This is a genomic window from Prosthecochloris marina, assembly GCF_003182595.1.
Classification (GTDB): Bacteria; Bacteroidota; Chlorobiia; order Chlorobiales; family Chlorobiaceae; genus Prosthecochloris; species Prosthecochloris marina.
The window spans coordinates 64,388-91,031 of record NZ_PDNZ01000008.1; the positions used below are offsets into that span (position 1 = coordinate 64,388).

At 44.8% G+C, this 26,644-nt stretch carries 22 protein-coding genes; 12 read left to right on the plus strand and 10 right to left on the minus strand.

The window, feature by feature from the left end; translation table 11 throughout:
* From yidC to rpmH, 4 genes are all read right to left on the minus strand, one after another.
* Entirely contained in the window at positions 1–1,764 is a 1,764-nt protein-coding gene (yidC, locus tag CR164_RS11135; RefSeq protein WP_110024074.1) for a membrane protein insertase YidC, read from the minus strand.
* Positions 1,757–2,035 (minus strand): membrane protein insertion efficiency factor YidD, encoded by a 279-nt coding sequence (yidD, locus tag CR164_RS11140; protein WP_110024075.1) that lies wholly within the window; start codon positions 2,033–2,035, stop codon positions 1,757–1,759. The genes yidC and yidD overlap by 8 nt, the downstream gene beginning before the upstream one ends.
* A gap of 66 nt (positions 2,036–2,101) precedes the next feature.
* Positions 2,102–2,524 carry a ribonuclease P protein component gene (locus CR164_RS11145; protein ID WP_161953524.1) on the minus strand — a complete coding sequence of 141 codons (423 nt, stop codon included), beginning with the start codon at positions 2,522–2,524 and terminating at the stop codon, positions 2,102–2,104.
* 28 nt (positions 2,525–2,552) lie between these two features.
* Positions 2,553–2,717 carry a 50S ribosomal protein L34 gene (rpmH, locus tag CR164_RS11150; protein WP_110024077.1) on the minus strand — a complete coding sequence of 55 codons (165 nt, stop codon included), beginning with the start codon at positions 2,715–2,717 and terminating at the stop codon, positions 2,553–2,555.
* A gap of 438 nt (positions 2,718–3,155) precedes the next feature.
* On the opposite strand from rpmH, the gene dnaA reads away from it, so the two are divergent.
* The 6 genes from dnaA to CR164_RS11180 all read left to right on the plus strand — a co-directional run bounded on the left by dnaA (position 3,156) and on the right by CR164_RS11180 (position 9,213).
* A complete protein-coding gene (dnaA, locus tag CR164_RS11155; RefSeq protein WP_110024078.1) occupies positions 3,156–4,634 on the plus strand; it encodes a chromosomal replication initiator protein DnaA in 1,479 nt (492 codons plus the stop codon).
* Between the two features lie 334 nt (positions 4,635–4,968).
* Complete coding sequence (dnaN, locus tag CR164_RS11160) at positions 4,969–6,093, plus strand: DNA polymerase III subunit beta (protein ID WP_110024079.1); 1,125 nt, start codon at positions 4,969–4,971, stop codon at positions 6,091–6,093.
* A gap of 16 nt (positions 6,094–6,109) precedes the next feature.
* Positions 6,110–7,225 (plus strand): DNA replication/repair protein RecF, encoded by a 1,116-nt coding sequence (recF, locus tag CR164_RS11165; protein ID WP_110024080.1) that lies wholly within the window; start codon positions 6,110–6,112, stop codon positions 7,223–7,225.
* Positions 7,226–7,238: 13 nt separating this feature from the next.
* Positions 7,239–7,532 carry a DciA family protein gene (locus CR164_RS11170; protein ID WP_110024081.1) on the plus strand — a complete coding sequence of 98 codons (294 nt, stop codon included), beginning with the start codon at positions 7,239–7,241 and terminating at the stop codon, positions 7,530–7,532.
* A gap of 341 nt (positions 7,533–7,873) precedes the next feature.
* Positions 7,874–8,626 carry a site-2 protease family protein gene (locus tag CR164_RS11175; protein WP_110024082.1) on the plus strand — a complete coding sequence of 251 codons (753 nt, stop codon included), beginning with the start codon at positions 7,874–7,876 and terminating at the stop codon, positions 8,624–8,626.
* 53 nt (positions 8,627–8,679) lie between these two features.
* Positions 8,680–9,213, plus strand: coding sequence for a class IV adenylate cyclase (locus CR164_RS11180; RefSeq protein WP_110024083.1), 534 nt, complete (start codon positions 8,680–8,682; stop codon positions 9,211–9,213).
* Between the two features lie 371 nt (positions 9,214–9,584).
* Here the strand turns inward: CR164_RS11180 and CR164_RS11185 are convergent, their stop codons facing one another.
* The 3 genes from CR164_RS11185 to mnmG form a co-directional block, all read right to left on the minus strand.
* Positions 9,585–10,808, minus strand: a complete 1,224-nt coding sequence (locus tag CR164_RS11185; protein ID WP_110024084.1) for an FprA family A-type flavoprotein — start codon at positions 10,806–10,808, stop codon at positions 9,585–9,587.
* Positions 10,809–10,979: 171 nt separating this feature from the next.
* Positions 10,980–13,370 carry a DNA polymerase domain-containing protein gene (locus tag CR164_RS11190; RefSeq protein ID WP_110024085.1) on the minus strand — a complete coding sequence of 797 codons (2,391 nt, stop codon included), beginning with the start codon at positions 13,368–13,370 and terminating at the stop codon, positions 10,980–10,982.
* 85 nt (positions 13,371–13,455) lie between these two features.
* The gene (mnmG, locus tag CR164_RS11195; protein WP_110024086.1) at positions 13,456–15,327 is read right to left on the minus strand and encodes a tRNA uridine-5-carboxymethylaminomethyl(34) synthesis enzyme MnmG; all 1,872 of its coding nucleotides are present in this window, start codon (positions 15,325–15,327) and stop codon (positions 13,456–13,458) included.
* Positions 15,328–15,996: 669 nt separating this feature from the next.
* On the opposite strand from mnmG, the gene CR164_RS11200 reads away from it, so the two are divergent.
* From CR164_RS11200 to CR164_RS11230, 6 genes are all read left to right on the plus strand, one after another.
* Positions 15,997–16,374, plus strand: a complete 378-nt coding sequence (locus CR164_RS11200) for a c-type cytochrome (RefSeq protein WP_110024087.1) — start codon at positions 15,997–15,999, stop codon at positions 16,372–16,374.
* A 14-nt stretch (positions 16,375–16,388) separates the two neighbouring features.
* Positions 16,389–17,681 carry an NAD(P)/FAD-dependent oxidoreductase gene (locus CR164_RS11205; protein WP_110024088.1) on the plus strand — a complete coding sequence of 431 codons (1,293 nt, stop codon included), beginning with the start codon at positions 16,389–16,391 and terminating at the stop codon, positions 17,679–17,681.
* A 635-nt stretch (positions 17,682–18,316) separates the two neighbouring features.
* The gene (gene secD, locus CR164_RS11215; protein ID WP_110024090.1) at positions 18,317–20,122 is read left to right on the plus strand and encodes a protein translocase subunit SecD; all 1,806 of its coding nucleotides are present in this window, start codon (positions 18,317–18,319) and stop codon (positions 20,120–20,122) included.
* Between the two features lie 22 nt (positions 20,123–20,144).
* Positions 20,145–21,071, plus strand: a complete 927-nt coding sequence (gene secF / locus CR164_RS11220; protein ID WP_110024091.1) for a protein translocase subunit SecF — start codon at positions 20,145–20,147, stop codon at positions 21,069–21,071.
* A gap of 4 nt (positions 21,072–21,075) precedes the next feature.
* On the plus strand, positions 21,076–21,909 hold the full coding sequence (locus tag CR164_RS11225) for a hypothetical protein (RefSeq protein ID WP_110024092.1): 834 nt from the start codon (positions 21,076–21,078) through the stop codon (positions 21,907–21,909).
* A 40-nt stretch (positions 21,910–21,949) separates the two neighbouring features.
* Positions 21,950–23,266, plus strand: a complete 1,317-nt coding sequence (locus CR164_RS11230; protein ID WP_239994542.1) for a peptidylprolyl isomerase — start codon at positions 21,950–21,952, stop codon at positions 23,264–23,266.
* Here CR164_RS11230 and gyrB read toward each other — a convergent pair.
* From gyrB to CR164_RS11245, 3 genes are all read right to left on the minus strand, one after another.
* Positions 23,255–25,192, minus strand: a complete 1,938-nt coding sequence (gyrB, locus tag CR164_RS11235; protein WP_110024094.1) for a DNA topoisomerase (ATP-hydrolyzing) subunit B — start codon at positions 25,190–25,192, stop codon at positions 23,255–23,257. The genes CR164_RS11230 and gyrB overlap by 12 nt on opposite strands.
* A gap of 185 nt (positions 25,193–25,377) precedes the next feature.
* Positions 25,378–25,758, minus strand: a complete 381-nt coding sequence (locus tag CR164_RS11240; protein ID WP_110024095.1) for a YraN family protein — start codon at positions 25,756–25,758, stop codon at positions 25,378–25,380.
* Between the two features lie 15 nt (positions 25,759–25,773).
* Positions 25,774–26,397: a ribonuclease HII gene (locus CR164_RS11245; RefSeq protein WP_110024096.1), complete on the minus strand. Its 624-nt coding sequence runs from the start codon at positions 26,395–26,397 to the stop codon at positions 25,774–25,776.
* Between the last annotated feature and the right edge of the window lie 247 nt (positions 26,398–26,644).

Genomic DNA, 26,644 nt, shown 5'->3' on the forward strand with positions numbered 1-26,644 from the left:
TCATCGTTTTTTGCCGCCTTTTTTCTTTTTCGGCTGCTTTTGAACCGGTTTGGCCGGAGCTATTTCCGGCAGATCATCCGTAGAAGATGTTTTATTGATATAATATGTCTGGATGATACTGAACACGTTGAACATCAGATAGTAGAGCCCCAGTCCAGCAGGGAGGTTGTTGAAAAAGAGCAGCATCATGACCGGGAAAATGTACATCATGATTTTCATCTGCTCATTGGTCTGTGTCGTCGGGGTAATCTTTTGCTGCAGATAGACCGCTCCACCCATGAGAATCGGAAATAAAGCGATATGATCCCCATAAAGCGGAATGCTGAATCCCAAATCCAGAATGGAGTCAGGCAATGAAAGATCTTTAGCCCAAAGGAATGGCTGCTGACGCAGTTCTATGGACGAACGGAACACGTAGAACATTGCAAAAAGCAGCGGCATCTGAAGCAGTACAGGAAGACATCCTCCTAACGGATTAACCCCTGCCTCCTTGTAGATCCTGCCCAGTTCACTTTGCATTTTTGCAGGATTGTCCTTGTACTTTTCCTGCAACTCTTTCATCATCGGCTGCAGGGCAGCCATTTTTTTCATTGACTTGGTAGACGCCATGGTCAGCGGGTAAGTGACCAGTTTGATCAGCAGGGCAAAAATAACGATGATCAGACCGTAATTGCTGATGAACTTGTTGAGCAGGTTGAAGATCGGCAGAATAATGTACTCCGCAAATGGCCTGGTCAACCAGTCCCAGCCGAAATCCATGATCTTTTCGAGATTCACGTCCAGAGAATGCAGCACATTGTAATCGATCGGTCCAACATAGAGTACCAGCGATTCTTTGTAGGTTTTCTCGTCTGCCGGAAGCGAGAATTTCAGGGCTGCCGTATAATCCTCAAACTTGTCACCAGCCTTGTGGCTTCCGCTCAAAAACACTCCTTCTGTTGGTGAAGAAGGAATCAATGCCGCCACAAAATATTTCGTTCTTACCGCGATCCACGTAGCCACACCGGACTGCTCTTCACGATAGTTTTTTGAAGAGTCGCTGGCATCGAGCTTGAGAAGACTCCCTCCCATATAGGCCGACGCCCAAGAGTTCTGCACCTCGTCATCATGATTTTTCTCGGAATGCAGCAACCCACCATCCCATTCAAGCTGATATTCGTTACCGGGCAGCAGCCCCTCGAAGCCGGTCATCTGTACATCGTAACCTATAGCATAGTTATCTCCGGTAAACGTATAGGTAATGATAATGCTTCTTTCGGACGAGATATCGAGCTTGTAAGTCAATGCATAAGACTGATCTCCTGTCAAGACCACTTCGTTTTGCTGATCAGATGTAGAAAAATAAAGGTCTCTTGTATCGATTTTCTTCCCGTCACGGGTCTGGAAGAACAGAGACAGTGCACCGCTGTCGGCATTTTTCACCAGGTCGAACTGTTCCCGGTCCGAATTGAGATGGTCTTTCAATACCATTGATTTCAGAGTAGCTCCACGGGAGGAAAACACCGCTGTGAAAAGTTCGTTGTCAACAGTGATGGTTTTTTCCTCACCTTCAGCCGCTACGGCAAATTCACCGAAAGCGTCGGTGCTCCCGCTATCCTGCATGACCGATGATGATCCGTTACTGTCATCGCCTGCTTCATCAACCACGGCAACATCATTCACCGCAGTGTCTTGAAAGGCTTTTTTCTCCGGAGCCATGAACTGCATCCAGACAATCATGATCAAACCTATCAGCACAAGTCCTATTACAGAATTTTTATCCATTATCTCTTTCTTTAGATTTTAATTTTTCACCGGACAGCGGCACTGGATCATACCCCCCTTTGGAAAAAGGATTGCAGCGTATCACCCGCCACACAGTCAGCCAAAGAGCATAAAAGAAATTATGAGTCCTGAACGCTTCAAGCGCATAATTTGAACAGGTAGGATAAAATCGACAGGACGGACCTAAAAGGGGAGAGATGTACAACCGGTAAAACTTGATCAGAAGAATCGGCACCTGGTTTATAATTTTCCAGAAAGCATTGAGTTCCATGATTACTCTTTTGCTATAAAATCTCTTTTGCCTGAATCAACAACCTTTCAGGCATTACAAGACAGCTCAACATTGAGCCATACTTTTAATGCCTTCAAGCAATGCCCTAATCTCTTTTCTGAAACTTCCCAACGATGGCGAGTTTTTTTTTCGCCCGATATACATAAATGCTACACAGAGTATCCTGTCTCCGTTCCCGGCATATTTTCCAGCACATTCGGTTGCAAGTGCTTTTTCATGCCTGTAGGCCTCTTTCATCAAACGCTTTATCCTGTTTCGATCAACAGCATTGGGCTTTATTTTCCTGCCAACGATAAAAAGAACCTTGGGTAGTGACCTATGTCCCTTCCAAGTCACCTCAAGCGGGGCAAACAGCACCTTGATGAAATTTCCTCTGTAACTGCGGGCGGAACTAAAAAGCTTCGATACTGAGGAGCTCCCCCTGAGAATCTCGTACTTTTTTAACGAGTGCGCACGAACAGAGTTCACGATATCACGGAACAGTTAATACTCTATCCTATCCTTTCTTGCGAGATCCCATGTCGCTGCTGACACTAAGCGAATGGCGCCCTTTCGCTCTGCGTGAGGCTATGATCCTACGGCCGTTTTTTGTAGCCATGCGCTGGCGAAAACCATGCTTATTTCTTCTCTTTCTATTATGCGGCTGAAATGTTCTTTTCATAATGAAACGCTCCTCATTGTTCTCATAGATCGTTCAAAAAATACAGGGCATTGAATTTAGCATAATCATCTTTGAAATCCAACCAGGTAAAACCGCTTTTCAGATAAGTCACAAGAGCTGTCAACACCCCGCTGAAGGGGAGATACCCACAATGTTGATAACTTGTTGATAAAAAAACTTTACCTGACGAAAGGCGCAAAAAACCTACCCGCAAAAACAATCCACAGATGTTGACAACCAAACAACCACAGAAGCATAAGACAATACGAAAAAACAACTTAAACTGTTGACAACCTTTGTTAAAAACATAACACTATGAACAAGAACTTTTCCTTTCACGAATTGTTTTTTGTCCACCGAAAAATGTAATTTATGAACAATGAATGTTGATGATTCGTCAATGAAAGAGCTTATCCACATCTCAAATGTTACGATTTCATGCCAGCCCCACAAAGTAAGGTACTACTCGATAAGCAATCACACGGTAATGGTACACAAGCCAATGCAGCGCAAAAAGTATGGGATGCTTGCCTAGATGTTCTAAAAGACAAACTTAACAGCCAGGCCTTTAAAACATGGTTCACCCCTATCTCTCCCCTGCACTTTTCCGACAACGAACTGACTATTGAGGTTCCAAGCCAGTTTTTTTACGAATGGATTGAAGAAAATTACTCAACGCAGCTGAAACAGGCTCTTAAAGACATTCTCGGCTCGGAAGGACGATTGATGTATTCAATCGTTATGGACAGGTCACAGAACAATCCGGTCACCATTGAACTGCCGCATCAGAATATGCCGAAAAACGGGCCTACCGAAAACGGTTGCTCTACAACGGTCAAAGTATCTTCCGACAGAGATTTTCTGGAACGCTACCGGACGAAGTTTGAAAGTCATCTTAATCCAAAATACACATTCGATACACTTATTCGCGGTGACTGTAACTCTCTGGCGTTTGCTGCATCAAAATCAGTATCCCAAAACCCCGGACAAAATGCCTTCAACCCCCTTGTCATTTATGGAGGAGTCGGACTCGGCAAAACGCACATGACTCAAGCAATAGGCAACCATGTCCGTGAAAAAAGCATCTCCGAGTATGTCTTGTATGTCTCGAGCGAAAAATTTGCCATCGATTTCGTCAATGCGATACAAAACGGCAATATTCAGGAATTTTCCGCTTTTTACAGAAAAGTCGACGTCCTGATAATCGATGACATTCAGTTCTTTGCCGGCAAGGAAAAAACCCAGGAGGAAATCTTCCATATTTTCAATACCCTTCACCAGTCGAACAAACAGATCATTCTTTCATCCGATAGACCTATAAAAGAGATAAGAGGAATTGAAGATCGGCTGATTTCACGATTTAACTGGGGGTTGTCGGCTGACATCCAGCCACCTGACTATGAAACGAGAAAAGCCATCATTCAAAGTAAGCTGGAACAAAACGGAGTGACATTCGATGCAAATGTCATAGAGTTCATAGCAACCAATGTCACGCAAAATGTCAGGGAACTTGAAGGTTGTATTGTCAAGCTTTTGGCAGCACACTCTTTGTTTAACAAGGAAATCGACCTCTCATTCACCAAAACTACTCTTAAGGACATTATCAGAATTCAGTCCAAGCAGTTGAGCCTTGAAACCATTGAAAAAGCGATTTGCTCCTATTTTTCCATCACCCCCAACGATTTGAAAGGTAAATCAAAGAAAAAAGAGATTGCAACCGGGCGACAGATAGCGATGTACCTCAGCAAGGAACTTACCGACTCATCTTTGAAAACCATAGGACTTCATTTCGGAGGTCGAGATCATTCAACGGTGATTCATGGTTACAACACCATCAACAAAAAGGTGGAGAATTCCGCGGAAATGAGAAGTCAGGTCGAGGAACTGAAAAAACGTATTGAGATCATGTCAATATGACAGGGACCCCGCTCAACCCCGTAGCACATGCCAGCACCATAGTTTTTCAAGGCAAGGCTCAGCAATGTGCATAACCTGTCAACAATCTGTGCATTACCGAATAGAGGCAGGAGCACTTATCAACACAGTGAAAAAATAAAACAGTAAAAGCTCGAGTGGATGTTTATAAGGGGTAGAATTATCAACATGTTATCAACAGATATCCACATAAGGATAAACGAAATAAAGCACTATAAAAAATAGACTTATGGATACTTTTACAAAACAATCAAGAATTCCACACACCTAACAACAACAACAATTTTCATTATTTAATAAATAAAAAGAGTAGACAATGAAATTTTCGACCTCTATCAAGCATTTCCAGGATGCTGTAAACAAGGTGACGCAGGCAATTCCCAACAAGGCCCTTGATCCCAGATATGAGAATCTGCACATGACACTTGAAAATCAAAGTCTTACACTCTTTGCAACAGATGGTGAAATGTCCATAACCGCGTCAACGGATGTGGAGTCGGCCGATCAGGGAAATCTGGGAGTAAAAGCCCGGACCATTCTCGATTTTCTGAGAAGCATGTACGATACCGAGGTCAGTTTCGAAGTCGAGCGTCAGCAAATGAGCGAACAGGGTATTGTCAATATCGCTACAGATAAAGGACGCTATAAAATACCATGCACGTTTGAAAGCAAAGCGGAAAAGCAGGAAAAAAGCTATGACATTGAATTTGTGCTACCTTCGGTAGATTTGCTCAATCTCATACACAAAACAATTTTTGCCTGCAGTATCGATGGCATGAGACCTGCGATGATGGGGGTCCTTTTTGAAATAGAGAACAACAATCTCACTGCGGTCTCAACTGACGGGCATCGTCTGGTTCGATTCAGAAAATCATGTGATGTTTCTCAACAGGAAAAGCAAAAAGTCGTTATACCTGCCAGAGTACTATCTGTTCTTCAGAAACTGATCGGTGAAGGTGTCGTTACCATATCTATTGACTCGGTAAACAAATCCATTCGTTTTTCCATGGATGGTCTGGTTCTCGATGCCGCACTGATTGTCGAGCAGTATCCGAATTACGAGGCGGTCATTCCCCTTGAGAATGATAAAAAACTAACCGTAGAAAGATCCCTTTTCTATGATTCTGTCAAGAGAGTTGGAAGATTTTCAAGCATTGGCGATATACGGTTCTCCATATCTCCATCTTCTTTACAACTTTCGGCTGAAAACATCAACGAAGGAGAATCAGCGCAGGAAAATCTCTCCTGCAACTATGACAATGAACCGATAGACATTGGTTTCAACGCGAAGTTCATTGAAGCAGCCCTTGCACATCTCGATGAAGACAACGTCGTTGTCGAGCTGAGCAGCCCTACAACCGCTGTTATCCTGAAACCTGAAAAAGAAAAAGACGATGATCGTTTGATTATTTTGGTCATGCCCGTGAGAATCAATAATTGACATACCCGACCAATCTTTGCGTTTACAAGAAATAAAGCTTGTCAATTTCAGAAAACATTCCGATCTGACATTTGTTCCATCGGATGGGATCAATGTGCTCTATGGACCAAATGGCTCGGGTAAGACAAATATTCTTGAAGCCGTTCACTATTGTGCCCTTGCCAAAGGATTCAACAAATCCCTCGACAGGGAATGTTTGAGGTTTACAGCCGATTATTTTTTGTTGCAGAGCAGGTTTGCCGATGAAAGGGACATAGAGATAACCGTTAAAGTCAGTTACGCGAAAACATCGGACAAGAAGATCTTCATCAATAGTGAAGAGTTGAAGAAGTATTCGGGGCTTATCGGGCGCATTCCATGTATAACGTTTTCTCCCATGGAGCTTACCGTAATAAACGGTTCACCGCAAGAGAGACGGCGCTTCATAGATAATGCGCTATCCCAAACCGACAAGCGTTATCTTGACGATTTGCTGCAATACCGGCGTGTGTTGCAGCAACGCAATACACTGCTTTCAGCTATGGACGGAAGATGCGGCAACGGTGCTAATCTCGAAGCATGGACCGAAAAACTGTCGTTTCTTGCCGGGTCAATTGTATCGGCACGATTGAACTTTATGGATCGTTTGCTTGCCTGCTGTAGCCCGGTTTATGAACAACTCGGCCTTGGAGAAGTACCGGGAATCGGTTACCGGTCTTCTGTAAGTCGGCAAGTTGTAGGGATGAAGGAGAAGGAAATCGCTGAGACCATGATGCATCGCTTCAGAGAGGTCGCTTCGCAGGAATTGCATCGTAAACTGACTTTACTTGGGCCTCACAGGGATGATATCGTATTTCGACTCGATGGGGTCGAGGTTAAAAAATATGCTTCTCAGGGCCAGTTACGGACGTTTCTGATAGCGATTAAGTTGGCTTTGCAGCGGTTAATTCGTGAAGTCACTGGAGAAAGCCCTTTATTCCTGCTCGACGATCTTTTCAGTGAGCTGGACAGGAATAGAGTTGAAAAAGTGCTTCTGCTGCTGGAAGGTTCCGGACAATCGATCATTACAGCAACTGATAAACCGGAGTTTGATGGTATTCATTGCATCTCGATCCGGAAAATAGCAGGAGCGATACAAGGGGAAGATCCGTAATTATTCGTGTACCATGAAAAAATCCAGATCTCCAAGAAAATTCGATGATATCGTCGATGACATATATTCCATCTACGGGATGAAAAGGGCTCATGAAGAGCACCATGCACTCAAGGTTTGGCATACTGTTGTCGGGGAGACCATTGCAAGGATAACGGAAGTTGAAAAGTTCGTAAAAGGTGTTCTTTATGTACGGGTTCTGAATCCTTCATGGAGAAACGAACTTTCTTTTATGAAAAAAAATATTGTCGGTAGATTGAACGAGACGATAGGAAAGGTTATGGTAAAAGATATAGTCTTCAAGTAGTGAAGATTATAATCCGTGTAGGCAATCCGTTTAGCGCATATAACCTCTTCTACATGCTCCTGCTCCAGTTACTTTAATGGTTCATGGCGTTTTTTCTTTGCAGCCAAGAAGCAGTATGTAAAGTATTGGATGTTTCAAGCTGGAAAGATCGTTCGTTTTTTATATTTTGCTGAAATATTGTTGTATTATACTTGCAGTATTATGATATAATGCTGTGGATAAGAGGATTTATACAAAGTGATAGCGGTGTCCTGCAAAAAGCTTGATAATGGGAGATTGCGATCATCGGGAAGAAATGTAGCGGTGAACCGTGTTTCTGAAATATTTATGCTTCATTAGTTATGTTTATTGCGATATTTTCTTTTGTTCTTGTCCTTTCTGTTGTAGTGCTGGTGCATGAGTTCGGCCATTTCCTTGCAGCACGAAAAGCTGGAGTGCCTGTCTACGAATTTTCAGTCGGTTTTCCGTTCAGCCCACGGGTAGCTACACTGTTTCGACATCGGGAAACGGAATTTACCTTACGGCTGCTTCCTCTCGGCGGTTTTGTCAGTTTCTCGAGTGAAACGGATGAACACGCCAAGAAACTCTTTGCCGCCTCACGCACTTCACGTGCACTCATCATGTCGGCAGGTTCCCTCTTCAATGTAATCTTTGCGTTCTTATTATTTGTTCCTGCTTTCATGATCGGTGAAAGCATGTCGTTATCCAACGCTGTTGTTGCAAGCATCCAGACGATCTGGAGCGTCATTTCGGAAACCATTCGTCTTTTCATCAATATCTTTTCTGGCAGCACAGGGGTGGAAAATCTTTCAGGGCCTGTCGGGATTACAGTACTTGCCGGACAAGCTGCCAGTGGCGGATGGATGGATCTTCTGCTATTTACCGGTTTTCTCAGCCTGAGCCTCGGCATCATGAACATGATTCCTTTTCCCGGACTCGATGGAGGACAGCTTTTCATATTGTTGATTGAAGCCTTGAGGAACAAACCGATGTGTGTCAGAACACATCAGATCGTAAATCTTGCTGGAATCGTGTTGTTTATCATGCTCTCACTGTTTGTAACGTGGCATGATATTACAAAACTTATTAGCTGATCTCCGTTGTGTGTCAGAAGTAAAATCTTTGCCATTTTTGCCGTAAACACAACATGCCGAGAAACATCGATATTAAAGCTGTCATTCCAAGTGTCGACGCTTTTATTCCAAAAGTAACACCTCTTGCCGATCAAGGTCCATTCGAGTTAATTCAGGACGATACGTTTTTTTCGTGTAAAACCGGTCGGTTGAAGCTGCGTGTGCTTTCAACAGGAGAAGGCAAGCTGATCTTTTACCGCAGGGCTGATAAAAAAGGACCTAAAGAATCTTTTTATCTGCATTTACCCGTTTCCCAGCCTGATGTCATGAGAGATTTGTTGGCAATGTCTTATGGACAAACAGGGCGTGTGCATAAATATCGTTTGTTGTTTTTAACCGGGCGAACGCGTATACATCTCGATAATGTCTCTGGTTTGGGGCATTTTCTTGAAATCGAGGTTATTCTGGAAGAAAACGAAACGACCGAGACCGGGGTCACAGAGGCGTATCGGCTTCTGGAGAGATTAGAGATTGATCGGTCACAACTCATCGAGGGAGCTTATGTCGATCTTTTGGCAAAAAAGCTTTCCACTGCAGTCGGTACATGATGCTCCCTCTTCCAAAGACATCTCGTGTTCCATGCAAACACCCTATACCCGCAAAGCCCTATGCCACCCCTTGAAATAGCAGTTCGGATATCACAGTGAATCGGTGCCCAATTTCCCTGAAAAGTCATGCCGGACTTGATCCGGCATCCATACTGACTTTGATCGAAAGATCAATCCTTGGGTCAAGCCCGGGGATGACATGGAGAGAGTAGTCATGCTACAGATGATATGGTGTCAAATCCACCCGAAGTCACACCACCCCGTGAAATAAATGTTCTGATTTCACGGGGCAGGTCCGGGGATGACACTGCATAAAAGACAAATTGCAGGACTAATGAGACAGCCTATTCTTTGCTTTATGCAGCTATTTTTCAGGTATTGCAGACAAGTTTGTTCTTTTCGATCAACGTTTCGGCAAAAGCTTTTCCAAATGTTTTGATCTCTTCGAACTCTTTTTCATGTGGCTTGAATTTTACTCTGATATTTTGATCGAATACTTTTAGCTTCAGGTTGGTGAAATTCGATTCAATGATTTTGATACTTTCACCGCTCCAGCCGTAAGAGCCGAATGCAGCTGCCAGTTTACCTCGATCACGGATTGGATTAATGGCGGCAAAGAGCTGGTAAATCTGTGAAACGATGTTCTGGTTAATTGTTGGTGAACCGACAATGATCGCGGCACTGTGCGCAATTTTTTCTTCGAGTTTTGCAAAGTGCATGTTTTCAATATCGCAGACATCGATGGTGAAGTCGCAGTGTGGACGCAATCCTTCGGCGATTTTTTCGGCTATGATTGTGGTGTTTTCGTATGCCGATACGTATGCAATCAGGATATTTTTCTCGTTAGGAAGTGCGATAGCGCGTTGCGCGTACTTTTTGGAAAGATCGACATACTTTTTCCAGTTTGAACGCAATATCGGTCCATGACCTGGACAAATGACCTTGATATCGAGATCGGAGATGCGTTCTATTGCCTGTAGCATGTATTTGCTGAACGGTCTGAGAATCGCATCGAAGTAGTAGGTGAATGCATCGTCAAAATCACCGGCAAGGTCGTCGTACATTTCTTCGTGGCAGTAATGGCACCCGAAAGAGTCGCAGGTGAAAAGTACCTTGTCTTCTTCGAGCCAGGTATAAATCGCATCTGGCCAATGAAGGTTTACGGCGTTGATGAAACGGAGTGTCTTGTTACCGAGGTCCAGGGTATCACCGTCCTTGACGGTCAACGATTTGAAATCATTACCAACAAGATCACGAAGAAACTTGATTGCGTTTGCACTTCCGACAACTGTAGCGTTGGGCGCAACTGCAAGCAGGTTCTTGACATTGCCGGAATGATCCGGTTCGGTATGATCGACAATGATGTACTCAATCTCTGCAGGGTCGGTAACTTTTTTTATCTTATCAAGATACGTCGGCCAAAACTTGGCTTTCGAAGTCTCGACGACTGCTTTTTTGTCTGCATTGATAAAGTATGAATTATAAGTCGTGCCGTACTTGGTTTCCATGACAATATCGAATGTGACAAGGCCGGGGTCCAGAACCCCTATCCATGTGACATCATCGGTAACAGGAAGAATTTTGTTATCAACCATTGTGTATTCGTCTTGGGTTTTGTAAAAATGTTAGAGAACTTTTTTCGATTTGTTTAAAGTATACATGGAATAAATCCATAAAGTTCCTTGCAAAGTGAGTCAATGTAGTTCTTCGTTGTGCTTGAGCAACAGAAGATTATAATCATGATTGAAAACAGGTAACCTATTATTTTAAAATGGTATATCGTTTTCATCAATTGATTCTGTCTCTTTATGCCGTATTTCCTTGATAAGTTCGATCCCTTCTGGTGAAAATGAGAACAAGGTATCGGTTGAGAAAATTGAACTGAAATCCTGTGGTTTGAAGAATGGAAGAAATTTCTGAGAAAATTCATCAAGCCTTTTCAGATAAAACTGTGTATTTTCATCCGGTTTCGAGCTATTCCACTCGTCAGCCAGTTTCCCTTTATCATAGTGACTGCTTTGAAGACCGCTTCCGGAAACGTAATAGGTGATTCGATCCCCTTTGTTGACTGAAAGTTTTTTTCTCAATGCAAGCTCATAGGTAATGGAACGCGGTCTTTTACCTGATCCGGTATCGACTTTGTATTGTTCCATTGTGTTTTTCAAGCTTTCAGTCCGTGAAAAATCATCGATCATCCAGTTATGGTTCAAGATCATTTCTTTATATGAAACATAAAGGTCGTGTAATCCCTGAACGTCTTCTTCGAGAAGCTTTTCAAAACCCTTCCGAACAAACTCACGTCCGAATTTCTCTCCGCTTCTGCTTATTAGTGATGAACCTTTCAGCTTTATTGTCCCATCGTAACCGAGGAGGGCATAATTTTTCTTGAGGTATGAAATCATTTTTCTATATCTACCGTCATAACCGATGGTTATACCCTTTGGCATCACTGAAGATACGTCATTAACAAGATTAATCTCATCTTCTTTTGACCGGATATGTGCCGGTGGCACGAAAAGGATACCATCAGTATCGACTTCAATAACTTTGCAGTCGCGTGACTCAAACTCTTTTATCATTTTCCGCGCTATTTCCTGCCCTGTTGTCGTAACTCGATCGGCCTCCTCGTAGTCGTTGAAAATACCGATACTGAATCCCAGGTAGCCGTACATTGCATTAATCAGTATCTTGAAAGACGATTGCATTGCATCAAAGTTGTTTGCTGCAGCCTCATTTCCTTTTTCTTTTTCTTCTTTCGCTTTTTTCTTTGCTGTAAAACGAAGGTCTTTCAGATCGGTCAATATTTTGGGAAATATCTTTCGTTCATCGCTTTTCGGGCAGATATTGTATGACAGCATTATTGATGGATAAAGCGATTCAACGTCGGCATAAACGATAGGGCCCAAAATTCCTTTGAGAAACACTTCCGTAAATCCTCCCATGTGCTGCTGACCTATTTCCGGTTTTGGGAGTGAATGTTTTTCTTTGAGGTATTCTCTAACCAGCAGTGCCTCTATTTTGGCTGCCGGACCGAGTCTCGACGTTTGCGCATAGGTATAAGGTATCATTCTTGTCATGTAAAAATTGCTGCCTGACAGCAGTGCCGCAATTTTCTCGGTTTCTCGTACATCGTCGAGCGCATAATCCAGAAGCCTTTCAGGATTATTGTCCCAAAGGTTCGCGATTTCGCTGTATTCAACATATGTTCTGTCAGGGGAAGCGAAACCGAAATACTTTGCTGCCGCTTTCAGCCCATAGCTCGGCATGGAACGTTTGGCAACATCATAGTTCTGCACAAGAAAGAATGTGTCTATAACATGCCTGCCGGCGATGTCGAAAAAGGGATAATCTAAAGATCGTTCAGCAAAGCGGATGCTTGCGGGAAAACTTCTCGGTATCGAACCGTCACGTCCGATTCTGAATTCTACACCGTTTATTTCGCACCTTCTCTGGATATAGGAAAGGTCAAAACTGAAAATGTTGTGTCCTTCGATCACATCAGGATCTTTTAACTGAATGATCGTAACCAGTTCCTGAAGCAATTCTTTTTCAGATTGCTCTTTTGTGTGGATAACTTGTTCCCATCCTTTGTTGTCACAGAGTGATATGATTATGATAGGGTCGCTGCCAATCGAGACTTTGGTACTTGTGCTTTTTTCCGGTTTATAATATGTCTCTATGTCAAGCTGAATGCGATAAAGATCTTCAAACATCATCCCCTTGAACAGAGTTTTGCCTGTTTGAAGCAGATATTGTGTTACAGCGTCTCCTTTGTTGTAGGTTAAATTGTTCGAAACACCTGAATCGTTTTCTTCTTGGGACGATTGCTTTGATTTCGACGCAATATGATCAAGTGCGTTTCGGTAGTTTTGTTGAGTTTTAAAAATGGCTAAAAACCTGTAAAAATTATCTCCCTGAAGCTTAATGAGCCAAAATTTTTCATTATTCGCTGGTGTAAACCCTTCCAATAGAGTGTCTTCTGACAAAAAGAAGAACGGATAAAATTCTTCGTCACGGCTCTTTACACCGTTTTTATCCCTTACGTAAAGCCTGATTCTGTTATCCGCAAGCTGATGAATTCCAACGATACGTTCTTCAATGTCTTTACCGAACAGAAGAGTGTTCAGGTTGCCATTGTTATCATGGTTATTGTTCATAATCCGTTTCGTGTCATTATAAAACAAGAATTCTATCGGTAGTGTTTCACGTGAAACAGTATTGATAATTATTTAATCTGGTCCCTTACCTGCCAATTTTCACCATAAGGACAGAAATGTCTGCAGGTGTAACTCCTAAAATCCTCGATGCTTGCCCTACAGTTGAAGGTTTGTGTTTGGCTAGCTTTTCTTTTCCCTCATTCGATAATCCTTTAATTGCATTGTAATTGAATGATTCAGGAATCCGATGCGAGTCAAGGCGTGCGATTTTTTCGGCCATAAGGCGTTCTCTTTTTATGTAGCCTTCATACTTGCAATCGATTTCAACCTGTTCGAGCACTTCCGTATCCTGTGTTATGGAATGAACTTTGGTTGCAGCTTCCGATGAAGCTGTCAATATGGAAGAAAGTGATATTTTGGGGCGTTTCAGAATACTCGCTAATCGTACACTGCCCTTTATAGGCGGGCTTCCCTGTGCAGTCAAGAGCCTGTTGATATCGCTTTCCTGAACTTTCGTCGAAGCAATCAGTTCTTTTACTGAATGTATGTCATGTTTTTTTATTTCGAGTGATCGATACCGTTTTTCAGGCAAAAGTCCGCATGCATATCCGTATGGCATCAGTCGCAAGTCTGCATTATCTTGTCTGAGTATTATTCTATGTTCAGCAGAAGAGGTGAACATCCGATATGGTTCATTTGTTTCCTTGGTAATGAGGTCATCGACGAGCACACCGATGTACGCCTCTGATCGCTTGAGTATCAAGGGTTCCTTTCGCTGAATCTTCAGAGCGGCATTGATTCCTGCCATAATTCCTTGAGCTGCAGCTTCTTCATAACCTGAGGTTCCGTTTATCTGACCTGCAAAGTAGAGGTTTTCAATACGCTTTGTTTCAAGTGTAGGATGAAGTTGATAAGGATAAAAATAATCATATTCAATTGCATAGCCAGGTCTCATCATAATAACATGTTCCAATCCAGGAATCGACCGTAGTCCTTCAAGCTGGATATCTTCGGGCAACGATGTTGAAAAACCGTTGACATACATTTCGTTTGTGTCAAAACCCTCTGGTTCGAGGAAGATGTGGTGGCTGTTTTTATCGCTGAAACGGTGAATTTTATCTTCAATAGAAGGACAATAACGAGGTCCAACACCCTGCACCTTCCCGGAAAACAGTGGTGAACGTTCGAATCCTGTCTGAAGAATGCGGTGTGTGTTTTCTGTTGTTGCGGTAAGGTAACAGTCAATCTGCTTTTTTGCATGAAGGTCCCTCGTGCTGAATGAAAACGGTGCTGGGTTTTTGTCTCCAGGCTGCACCGTTACCTTGGAGTAGTCCACGCTTCTACGATCTATACGCGGGGGAGTTCCTGTTTTAAGGCGACCGTGTTCAAAACCCAATGCCGAAAGGCATTCCGTTAATCCCTGAACCGGGGGTTCGGCAATTGTTCGTCCACCCGGAAAATGGTTCATCCCTATATGTATGAGACCGTTGAGAAAGGTCCCGCAGGAGAGGATGACCGTTTTTGCTTCTATACGGCGTCCCGAGCTAAGTATGATTCCAGTACACTTGTTTCGTTTTGTGGCGATGCCGATAACACTGTCCTGTAGGAGATCGATATTATTTTCCTGCTCGATGACCTTGCGCATATAAATCGAATAGAGTGTACGATCGGCCTGTGCTCTTGGTGAATGCATGGCCGGGCCTTTGCTTCGATTGAGCATTCTGTACTGAATCCCGGTGGCATCGATGGCTTTGGCCATTTCGCCTCCAAGTGCATCGATTTCTCTTGTTATTTGCCCTTTCGCGACACCTCCGATTGCCGGATTGCAGGACATTCTTGCTATTGCTGAAAAATCTGATGTGATAAGCAGGCTCTTATGCCCCATTCGGGCTCCTGCAAGAACTGCTTCGCATCCTGCATGGCCGGCACCTGCTACTATAATATCATACGTACTCATAGAAAAAATCGTTTCACGTGAAACTATCCTTGACTTTATTGGCGAGCTTTTAAGGATTTCTTTTTTGTTAAGTTGTTTATTTATATGTCATTAACGGCATTTTTGTTGATGGGGAATGGTTCAATATGCATGCTCCGTATGCAGCACTGTTCCAATCATCCTTCTCTTTCGGAGGCATGTTGTTATCGGCTGTGTAACTGACTATGGTGCCGTAAATTATTGTTTGTGACACAGAATAAAAATTGTTATATAAATATATAGTTATATATTGTGTGGTATATGTGCATTGCCATATGAGCTTCCTCACAAACAGTCTTGAACATCGAATGATACTCGGCAGGTTGGCGAGTAAAGCTTTAAAGCTGATAAGCGGCTGTATATGATGAGCTGCGATAACGTATGACAGGCGTGAGGAATCCCCCTTCGTGTAATGTATTGCATAACAGACAGAAAAAGAAGCAGGTGATTTTGCAATCGGCATGTATAGAGTCAGCACTGCGAATCAATAACGTTATCTCTGGTGAAAGGCGTGAGGGAGGAAAAAACAGGAAAAAAACAGTTTCAGGCAGGTGAACACGCGGATTCCCTGTCGAACTGCGGAGAAAACGATAGAATGAACTTCAGCCCCATTATTCCGCTAATCAATAATATAACAAGGAGATGAGTACAATGGTTAAAAAAATTACCTCTTGGCTGTCTGTCGGTCTTATTTCTGCAGGGGCACTCTCGGGGTGTAATACGCCGCCATCTGAAACTCAGGATTCATCACAGCAACCGGCAGCTCAATCAGTGGAGGTTGATCCGCGTGGTGAAATTTTGGCGCTTTCCTGTGCATCATGTCATGGTACCGATGGCAAAAGTGTCGGTATTTTGCCAGGCTTTTATGGAAAATCAGCGTCATATCTGAAAACCGCTCTCATGGAATTTAAAAAAGGTGAGCGTTACTCTACGGTAATGGGACGTCATGCAAAAGGCTATAGTGATGAGGAAATCGAACTCATTGCCGAATATTTTGGCAGCCTAAGTCAACAAAATTCTTCAAAATAAGTAGGGGGAGCAACATGAGCCAGAAATTTACTCGTAGAGATTTCAACAAACTTTTCATTGCAGGGGCAGCCGGTTCTACTCTTGGGTTTTTCGGTGGTAGCAAGCCTGCTTTTGCAAATCAGAAACATGTTGTTGTTGTAGGGGGCGGATTTGGCGGTGCTTCGACCGCAAAGTATATCAGGAAGCTCGACCCGTCGATTTCCGTAACGCTTATAGAGCCCGCAATGACCTTTTATACCTGTCCGTTCAGCAATTGGGTTATGGGGGGGTTGAAGGAGATGAAAGATATCGGTCATACGTTTGAGGTGCTGCAAAATAAGCATGGCGTCGATGTTATTCATGATGAAGCGGTTGAAATCGATGCGGTTAATCATTCCGTTACGCTAAAGAGTGGCGATGAAGTGAAATATGATCGTCTGGTTGTTTCGCCGGGGATCGATTTCAAGTATGATGCGATTGAGGGCTACAGTGAAGAAGTGGCTAATTCCTCCATGCCTCACGCTTACAAGGCCGGACCCCAGACCGAACTCTTGACGAAACAGCTTCAGGAGATGCAGGACGGGGAGAATGTGATTATTTGCGCACCGGGAAATCCTTTCCGTTGCCCCCCAGGTCCTTATGAGAGAGCGAGTCTCATTGCCAACTACTTGAAAAAAAATAAACCCAACTCAAAGGTTATTATCCTCGATGACAAGGAAAAGTTTTCCAAGCAGGGGCTGTTCACCAAAGGTTGGGAAAGGCTCTATGACGGTATCATCGAATGGCGCGCTGGATCGGCCGGTGGCAAGGTTCTGTCGGTTGATCCGGCAACCATGACTGTTCAGACCGCGTCAGGGCCCGTAAAAGGCGGTGTGATCAATGTTATTCCTCCTCAAAGTGCTGGAAAAATTGCAATCGATGCAGGTTTGGCCAATGAATCCGGCTGGTGTCCTGTAAACCCGATTACTTTTGAGTCCGCGATTCAACCCGGCATTCATGTTATCGGTGATGCAGCTATTGCCGGTGCTATGCCGAAATCCGGTTTTGCGGCAAGCAGCCAAGGTAAAGTCACTGCAGCCAGCATTGTTCGCCTGATGCAGGGTAAGGTTCCTGCTCCCCCGTCACTTGTCAATACCTGTTACAGTCTTGTCGGACCGGGCTATGGTATCTCTGTTGCCGCTGTCTACAAGCTTACCAGCGATGGTATTGTCAGCATCAAAGGTGCCGGTGGTCTTACGCCTATGGACGCCGATGACGACCAGCTCAGCGAAGAGGCTACCTATGCTCGCGGATGGTACAACAACATTGCTCAGGATATCTGGGGATGATGTTGCTTTTGAGGTTTTTCTGCAAGGAGGTTACCTCATTGGTCCTGCAATGAGTCTTTCTATAGTCATCCTCGGGCTTGACCCGGGGATCCATCTCCCAAGGAAAGTCAGTATGGATGCCGCATCAAGTGCGGCATGACTTTTTACCGGAAAGGTATGCATGGTGACCGATAGCCGTGATGCAGTGCTTTTGAGACAACCTCTAGTTTTTTGAGCAGGTATTCGTTTATAGTTCATGTACTTGTCTTGATTATCATCTGCTGTCGCCCGCCCCAACAATTCAACGCCCCTTTTCTCGAGGTGTCTGACCCTTCTTATCCTGTCTTCACCATGGAGGCCATCTGTGAAATCCGAACATCTATTTCGCGGGAGGCGGCATGATTGACGCATGATGATTGTGACGATTGCAACCATTGTCGAATGGTTTTATGTGAGTCTCTTATCGCCCGCTTTTCGTTGGGCTGTTCTGCATGCAATCGTTATGATGTTCAAGCGGGAGAATTTGTCGGTTTTTTCGTCCTATCAGAGTACCTGTTTTCACTCTATGATGTGCGATTGTTAATCAGGGGTTGGTTTTATATATTGGCTGAACTTGATTTACTGATCATGTCATATTCGTAAAGCATCATGTATGTATGAAAAACAATCGTTTCAAAACTATTCTTATTGTTGCCCTGACGGCTCTTGCCATATGGTCTCTCTGGCCGACGTATAAGGATTACTCGTACTCGAAACAGCTTTCACAGCTGACCGCTTCTGAAGACAGCCTTTCGTTTGCCCGTGATAATCGCGAAGCTATCGAAACAGCAGCTGAAAAAAGTCTGAAACTCGGCCTTGACCTTGAAGGGGGAATGTATCTGGTCCTTGAGGTGGATCTTATCGATCTTATAGAAGAAAGGGCGTGGAACAAGGATGACACGTTTCGAGAGATTATCGCCGAAGTTAAAAAGCGTGCCGAGCAGGGTAACCAACAGGTTATCGAAATGCTGGTTGCCGAGTTCAAGCAGCGCAATATAAAGATGAGCCGTTATTTCTACGAGGTTCGTGACAGCGATGAGGAAATAATCGGCAAGTTGAGAAAAGAGGCTGAAGATGCCGTTGTCCGGGCGAAAGAGATTATAAGAAACCGCGTCGATCAATACGGTGTCGCCGAGCCGGTTATACAGTCTCAGGGGGCAAGGCGGATTATTGTTGCATTGCCCGGTGTTTCAGATGAAGAAAGGGTACGCAAGCTGCTCAAGGGGACGGCTAAGCTTGAATTCAAGCTGGTCAGGGATAATGAAAGCATGCTTGAAGCGTTCGAACGCATTAACAAGTATCTTGCAAAAAATGAAAACGGGAACGCCTCTCTGGGGGAATCCGATAATGAAAGCGATCAGGTTGCAAAAATAAGCAACCCTCTTTATGAGAACATTGTGCTTATGCAGAACGGAAGGGCATATGCTCCCGAGTATTCGCGGGAATACCTGACCGGGCTGTTTCAGCGTGAAGATATTCAGAAATTGCTGCCCAAGGATTCCGAGATCCGTCTTTCCGCAAGATCGATCGAGGGACGTGATGGAGAGACCTTTTACGATCTGTTTCTTCTGAAAAAAACTCCGGAGTTGACAGGCGGGGTTATTACCGAGGCAAAAGCTACTTTTGGGGCTTCCGCTCTTCAGCCTGAGGTGACCATGCGGATGAATTCTGACGGTACGGCGAAATGGGCAAGAATAACCGGGGCGAACATCGGCCGCCAGATCGCCATCGTTCTCGACGGTGCGGTATATTCTGCACCCGTTGTCGAATCGAAAATCCCTGGCGGAAGTTCGGTAATCAACGGCATTGACAGCATAGAGGAGGCACAGGATCTCGAGATCGTTCTGAAAGCCGGTGCACTCCCTGCACCGGTAAGAATTATCGAAGAAAGAACGGTCGGACCCTCTCTCGGCGCGGATTATATCCGTTCCGGTTTGTTGTCGGCAGGATGGGGATTGTCTATCGTTGCGGTTTTTATGATCGTTTACTACCGGAAAGCAGGTGTTTCTGCCGATATCGCCCTCGTTTTAAATGTGTTGTTCGTTCTCTCGGTACTGGCTGGGTTCAGTGCAGCACTTACGTTGCCCGGTATTGCCGGTATCGTGTTGACCATAGGTATGGCTGTAGACGCTAATGTGTTGATTTTCGAAAGAATCCGGGAGGAAATCGCTGCCGGTAAAAATCTCCGTCTCGCAGTTGATACAGGTTACAGCAAGGCGTTTTCGGCAATTGTCGATTCCCAGATTACAACCCTTGGCGCTGGATTCCTTCTCTATATTTATGGCATCGGGCCAATACAGGGATTTGCTCTTACCCTGATGATAGGAACGGCTGCAAGTTTGTTTACAGCTCTGGTTATCACAAAGGTTATTTTTGATCTGCTGATCGAGTCAAATGTGATGACAGTCAAAAGTTTCGGTTAATATCTTATTAAGAAGACACAGCATGCACCTGATTAAAAACACAAGCATAGATTTTCTGAAGTACAGGAAGGTAGCGTATGTAATCTCTCTTTCCCTTGTGCTTGCAGGAGTGGTTTCATTGTTTGTCCGGGGTTTGAATTACGGTATAGATTTCAGAGGAGGGACCGAGGTCGTCCTGCGTTTTGACAATGATGTCGAGATTGGCGATGTCCGGACGATTTTGAAAGAAGCCGGTGTGGATGGCGCAATCAAGCGCTACGGGGCTGACCGGTCGGTTCTTGTCCAAACGGGATTTGATGGAGACCTCAACCAATTGAGGTCTCTTGTATCCAATGCTCTTGGGGATCGCCTTCCGGACAATCCTCATGAAGTGTTGAGGATCGATTCCGTTGGTCCAAGCATCGCCTCTGACTTGAAATGGGCAGCTCTCAAAGCTTTGCTCGGTGCAATTGTCGCTATTCTGCTTTACGTAGGGATTCGGTTCGAATTCCGCTTTGCCGCAGCAAGTGTGGTCGCCATATTTCATGACGTTTTTATCGTGCTTGGAATATTCAGCATTTTTGGGGGGATGTTTGATTTCATGCCTCTCGATATCAATCAGAGCATCATCGCCGCTTTTCTTACGATCGCCGGTTACTCGATCAACGATACCGTTGTTGTCTACGACAGGATTCGTGAGAATATTCGCGTAGGCAAGTCGGGTGATTATCTGACAATCTTCAACAACAGCCTTAATCAGACGCTCAGCAGGACTATTATTACTTCAGGGACCACCCTTCTTGTTGTGCTCGTGCTCTTTATCTTTGCAGGTCCTGCCATCAGAGGATTTACGTTTGCCATTCTTCTCGGGATAATCGTTGGAACATATTCTTCATTGTTTATTGCCGCTCCTGTTGTGCTTGAGTGGCAGTTGAAGTCGAAACGCCCGATAAAACTCAGAGGGGGGTAGCGGCATGAAGCTGCATATCGCGACAGGCGTGCTCCTCTTTTTCATGGCTGGATGCGATGGTGTTCCTGATGCCGATGTCGTTGCCCGTGCAGGTAAGCATCAGCTAAGCCGGGGCGAACTGCTTGCTTCGATCGATTATTCTTCATCTGAAGACAGTCTGACGGCTTCGGCGATCTACATAGAGGACTGGAAAGATATCGCTGCCCTCTATCAGCTGGCACTCGAAGAAGGGATCGACAAAGATCCCGATGCTCGAATGCTGATAGAAAAAGCAACCCGTCACATCGTTATTCAGCGGTTTGTTGATCGAAAAATGGATAACGCTGAGAAAGAAGGTGTTTATGCCATCGATTCTGCCGAGGTAAGTGCATTTTACCAGGAATTTTCCGGTGCATTTCTCTGTCCGGAAACAGTTTATGCGGTTTCCCGGTACTATGCGTCAACCCTTCAATCTGCAGGTCGCATAGAGAACGCACTGAGGTTGCATGACGGTGATGAAAAGCATTTGCAGCAGCTTATCGAATCCATCGAGCCGGGGTATGCCGGGAAAAATCGGCGAACTCATCCTGTGCGTTCTTTGATGCCTCTTGAGCAGCTCCATCTTGAAAATGATAGAATGAAAGAGGTGCTGTTGAGCCTTGCACCAGGGGAACACTCCTCGGTCATCGCTGTGAACGATTCACTTTTTGTGGTGATGGAAATGCATGACATGGTAAAAAAAGGAAGCAAAAAAACTTTCGAGCAAGCCTACGAGGAGATTGAAGAACTTCTTATTGTTCAGAAACAAAAGCAGTATTATAGTACATTGCTTGGAGAAGCAAGAGAAAAGTATCAGTAACCTGAGCTGAAACGCTCAACTTAGGTAAAGCAAAATGATTATGAAAAACTGTTTTTTGAGATGTTTTGCAGTTGCGGCGATTGTGTTCGTCGGTAGTTTTGAGGTTGCCGATGCAGCGACTGCCGACAGGATAGTTGCCGTTGTGGGAAATGAAATGATTTTGCAATCTGAAGTCGATGAGCAGGCTATGGTGACGGTTTTGCAGTACCCCGAAGCGAAAAATGATCCTTCATTGAAAGCGGGTATACTCGAAACGCTTGTCAGCCGGAAAATCGTGCTAACCAAAGCCAGGCTCGACAGTATAGTGGTGAATGAGTCGGAAATTGAGAAAAGTGCCGATGAAAGAATGATGTTTTTGAGGAGCAAGTTCAAATCCATAGAAGAGATGGAAGCAACGTTCTCGAAATCCTATGCGGTCATCGAAAAAGAAATAAAGGACGATATTCGTGACCAGCAGATGATCAACAATCTCAGGAGAACGAAGATGTCGGGAGTTACAGTTACTTTCGATGAGGTTGAGGATTTTTATAATACGAATCGTGATAGGCTTCCTCTGGTTCCTGAAACTGTTTCGGTTTCCCAGATCGTGATGTATCCCAAGGTTGCCGGGGAAGCAAGGAAAAATGCTCTTGCCGCCATCGAAGATATACAAAATCAGCTTAAAGCGGGTGGTGATTTTGCGCAGCTTGCCCGTCAATATTCTCAGGACCCCGGTTCTGCTCACCTCGGCGGTGATCTTGGCTATTCACGGCGTGGTGATTTCGTAAAGAATTTCGAAGAGGTTGCTTTCGGACTGGAAGAAGGAGAAATTTCCGGGATTGTCGAATCGCGATTCGGCTATCATATTATTCAGCTTCTTGATAAAGAAACGGATGCTGTGCATACCCGGCATATTCTGATCGTGTTTGATAGGAGTACGCTCGATGCCCCGGCGGCAAAAGCCGGACTGGAGGAGATTCGTAAGGATATCGAAAGTGGAAAAGCCGACTTTGCAGAGATGGCAAGGAAATATTCGGATGACCCCGTATCGGCAAAATATGGAGGGGTTATAAGGAATACCGAAACCGGCGAGACCATGTTTGTTATAACGGCACTTCGCGATCAGCTTAAAACTGTTGTCAAGTCGTTGAACAATATCGGTGATATGAGCAAGGTTATCAGGGTCGAACCTGAGTCCGGAGCCCCGTTTTACGCGATTTTTCTTCTCAACGACAAGAAGCCGGCTCATCGTCTGAACTTGTCATCCGATTATGCCAGGCTTGAAAAACTTGCCATCGACGAGAAGCAAAACAGAATGTTCCAGGAATGGATCAACGGGCTGCAGAAAGAGATTTATGTCAAGATCTCAGACATCTAACCTGCGAACGTAGCGGGCGTTCTTCTCGATAAAGTCACGGCGCGGATCTACTTTGTCTCCCATAAGGGTTGAAAAGATTTGGTCCGCTTCCATGGCGTTTTCAACACTTACCTGAAGCAGTGACCGGTGTTCCGGGTCCATGGTTGTGCTCCACAGCTGTTCGGGATTCATTTCTCCAAGACCTTTGTAACGCTGGATATTGACATTGGTTTTCCCTCCTTTCTGTTTTTTCTTCATCGACTCGATGATACTGTTGCGTTCGTCATCATCCCATGCATATTTCTGCTCTTTGCCCGACTTGATCAAATAGAGCGGCGGCTGTGCGATGTAGACTTTGCCTGCTTCTATCAGGGCTCGCATATGGCGGAAGAAAAACGTCAGCAGGAGTGTGCGTATATGGGCACCGTCCACATCGGCATCGGTCATGATTATGATCTTGCCGTAGCGCAGTTTTTCGGCGGCGAATTCATCTTCACCGAAATTCGTGCCGAGGGCGAGTATGATTGTCTTTATTTCCTCGTTTTCCAGCATCTTGTGCAAGCGTGCTTTTTCAACATTGAGAATTTTGCCCTTCAGCGGCAGTATAGCCTGGAAGCTGCGGTCTCTCCCCTGTTTGGCGCTGCCTCCTGCAGAGTCACCCTCTACGATATACAGTTCACAGTGTTCGGGGTCGTTGATCGAACAGTCTGCCAGCTTGCCAGGTAGCCCTGAACTTTCAAGTGCTGATTTTCTCCTGGTGAGCTCTTTTGCTTTTCGTGCCGCATCCCTCGAAAGTGCTGCACTTTTGACTTTTTCAATAATTGCTTTCAGAATGGAAGGGTTGCTTTCGGCATAATCGGACAGCTGTTCATTGACGATGCTTTCTACAATGCTCTGGGTTTCCGAGTTACCCAGTTTGGTTTTTGTCTGTCCTTCAAACTGCGGCTCGGCTACCTTGACCGAGATGATTGCTGTCAGTCCTTCCTTGAAGTCGTCTCCGGTAAGTGAGAGCTTGAGGTTTTTCAGCAGGTCGTTTTTCTGTGCATAGGCGTTCAATGTCCTTGTCAGTGCCTTGCGAAACCCGGTGACATGCGTGCCACCCTCATGGGTGTTGATGTTGTTGACATAGCTGAAAACATTTTCCTGGTACGAATCGTTGTACTGCAACGCTATTTCAACAACCGTGGAATCCTTTTCGCTCGTGAAATAAATAGGCTCCTTGATAAGACTGATTCTGTTATTGTCGGTAAACTTGACGAACTCTCTGATACCGCCTTCGAAATGGAAGGTATCTTCTGTTCCGTCAACATCCTTGACAATAATTTTCAGCACATTGTTAAGAAACGCGAGCTCCCTCATACGGTCGATCACGACATCCTTGCGGAATTCCGTAGTTTTGAAAATATCGGAATCGGGTTTGAATGTTGTCTTGGTGCCGGATTTGTCGGTCTCACCGATAACCTGCACATCACATTGCGGGATCCCCTTCTGATAACGCTGGTACCAGATCTTCCCGCCACGGTAGACTTCGACCTCACACCAGTCCGAAAGGGCGTTGACAACAGATGCGCCAACACCGTGCAATCCTCCGGAAACTTTGTAAGCTCCCTTGTCGAACTTTCCTCCTGCACCGATAAGGGTCATGACAAGTTCGAGTGCAGATTTTTTTTTCTGGGGGTGAATGTCTACCGGAATACCTCTTCCATTATCTGAGACGGTAACCGAACCGTCGGGATTGAGTGAAAGTTCTATGGTGTCGTTATATCCTGCGAGGGTTTCATCGATCGAGTTATCGACGATTTCATAAATGAGATGGTGCAGACCCCGTGAATGGACGTCACCGATGTACATTGCCGGGCGCTTGCGTACGTGTTCAATGCCGTCAAGTATTTGGATATTCGTTGCTGCATAAGTTTCTGGTGAGGTTTTGTTTTGGGTATCTGACATAATGTTTTATCGAGGTGCAAATGTGTTCAAATCTTCAAAATTCAATGTCTATCAAGATAGCAAAAATAGCCTGATATCCCATGGTTGCAGGGCCCTGTATCGATACCCCTCTAGAAACCGGCTGGCAATTTACAGGTCCGGAGCAGATACCCGAAGGAGAGGTCTTGTTCCGGAAGCCGAGGCGGTTACGCCATGAATGCGTTGGTGATGTGTTCAAGCTCGAATTTCTTGATTCGGCCGTTTGCCAATGAATGTGCTATGATGGCAATGACGTCGAACCTGCAGTCGGGTTCAGGAGCTGGAAGCGCTGCCAGATATGCCGAAGCAGCTTTTATGATCTCTTTCTGCTTTTCAGGGGTAACTGCTTCGAGCGGGTGCCCTTTTGTGTCCGATGATCTTGTTTTCACTTCTATGAAACAGAGGGTTTGTTTATCTGCGGCTACAATATCTATTTCATTACGCCGATAGCGGTAGTTCCTGTAGAGGATTCGGTACCCTTTTTCAAGAAGATAGGTGACAGCGGTCATTTCTCCTTGGCGCCCAAGATCGTGGGGAATAAATGGCATGTGGATCGGCTGGGTTTATTTTTCTCCAAGTTCTTTCAGCTTGAAACTTTTCCGATGAAGAGGGCAGCGCCCGTGCTCCAGAATAGCGGTGACATGCGCTTTTGTAGGGTATCCATAGTGTTTTTCAAAGCCGTAGAGCGGATATTTGCCGGCATATTCTCTCATGAGCCTGTCGCGGGAGGTTTTTGCCAAAACCGATGCAGCGGCAATGGAAAAAACTTTTGCATCTCCTTTGACGATCGTCTGATATGGAATCGGGAAAGTCGGGGTAAACCTGTTGCCATCAATCAGCATAAAGTCGGGTAACTGTTGCAGCGATTCTGCTGCCCTGTTCATGGCTAGCATAGTTGCGCGGAAGATGTTCATGCGGTCGATCATAAGGTGATCGATCATCGATATGCTGAAGTCCAAGGCGGATTCCCGGACAGCTGCAGCAAGAGATTCGCGAAGTTTTGGGGTAAGGCGTTTCGAATCGTTTAATTTCCCGAGAATCCCGGTTGGTTTGAAAAAACGCGGAAAAACAACCGCCGCCGCGACAACCGGTCCGGCAAGAGGCCCTCTTCCGGCTTCATCGATGCCGCAGACCTTGCTGTGATCGATCCAAAATGTCTCTTCGTATTTCCCGGTTGAGAGTGGCAAGTTGTAATAAAATTTCGATGTTTAAGTGAGGCTGGAAAATTTTTAGGCTTGTCAAGAAAAGTGATGAAAATTTGTGCTTTTAACAAAAATGTTAAATAATAGAGGTTACATTTCATATGCCGGGTTGAGCGTTGTGATCGTGCCGTGGCTTTGTCGAAACACTTGAGTAGTCGCTTGGTTTGATGCCGGTAGTGGAAAAACGGAAGGGCAAGGGAACATAATATAACATTTTAGATTGTAAGGGTTT

Excerpts from the sequence above, each read along its gene's own strand:
- yidC (WP_110024074.1), bottom strand. The coding sequence starts at position 1,764 with ATGGATAAAAATTCTGTAATAGGACTTGTGCTGATAGGTTTGATCATG.
- yidD (WP_110024075.1), bottom strand. The coding sequence starts at position 2,035 with ATGGAACTCAATGCTTTCTGGAAAATTATAAACCAGGTGCCGATTCTT.
- rpmH (WP_110024077.1), bottom strand. The coding sequence starts at position 2,717 with ATGAAAAGAACATTTCAGCCGCATAATAGAAAGAGAAGAAATAAGCAT.
- dnaA (WP_110024078.1), top strand. The coding sequence starts at position 3,156 with ATGCCAGCCCCACAAAGTAAGGTACTACTCGATAAGCAATCACACGGT.
- dnaN (WP_110024079.1), top strand. The coding sequence starts at position 4,969 with ATGAAATTTTCGACCTCTATCAAGCATTTCCAGGATGCTGTAAACAAG.
- CR164_RS11170 (WP_110024081.1), top strand. The coding sequence starts at position 7,239 with ATGAAAAAATCCAGATCTCCAAGAAAATTCGATGATATCGTCGATGAC.
- CR164_RS11175 (WP_110024082.1), top strand. The coding sequence starts at position 7,874 with ATGTTTATTGCGATATTTTCTTTTGTTCTTGTCCTTTCTGTTGTAGTG.
- CR164_RS11180 (WP_110024083.1), top strand. The coding sequence starts at position 8,680 with ATGCCGAGAAACATCGATATTAAAGCTGTCATTCCAAGTGTCGACGCT.
- CR164_RS11185 (WP_110024084.1), bottom strand. The coding sequence starts at position 10,808 with ATGGTTGATAACAAAATTCTTCCTGTTACCGATGATGTCACATGGATA.
- CR164_RS11190 (WP_110024085.1), bottom strand. The coding sequence starts at position 13,370 with ATGAACAATAACCATGATAACAATGGCAACCTGAACACTCTTCTGTTC.
- mnmG (WP_110024086.1), bottom strand. The coding sequence starts at position 15,327 with ATGAGTACGTATGATATTATAGTAGCAGGTGCCGGCCATGCAGGATGC.
- CR164_RS11200 (WP_110024087.1), top strand. The coding sequence starts at position 15,997 with ATGGTTAAAAAAATTACCTCTTGGCTGTCTGTCGGTCTTATTTCTGCA.
- CR164_RS11205 (WP_110024088.1), top strand. The coding sequence starts at position 16,389 with ATGAGCCAGAAATTTACTCGTAGAGATTTCAACAAACTTTTCATTGCA.
- secD (WP_110024090.1), top strand. The coding sequence starts at position 18,317 with ATGAAAAACAATCGTTTCAAAACTATTCTTATTGTTGCCCTGACGGCT.
- secF (WP_110024091.1), top strand. The coding sequence starts at position 20,145 with ATGCACCTGATTAAAAACACAAGCATAGATTTTCTGAAGTACAGGAAG.
- CR164_RS11225 (WP_110024092.1), top strand. The coding sequence starts at position 21,076 with ATGAAGCTGCATATCGCGACAGGCGTGCTCCTCTTTTTCATGGCTGGA.
- CR164_RS11230 (WP_239994542.1), top strand. The coding sequence starts at position 21,950 with ATGAAAAACTGTTTTTTGAGATGTTTTGCAGTTGCGGCGATTGTGTTC.
- gyrB (WP_110024094.1), bottom strand. The coding sequence starts at position 25,192 with ATGTCAGATACCCAAAACAAAACCTCACCAGAAACTTATGCAGCAACG.
- CR164_RS11240 (WP_110024095.1), bottom strand. The coding sequence starts at position 25,758 with ATGCCATTTATTCCCCACGATCTTGGGCGCCAAGGAGAAATGACCGCT.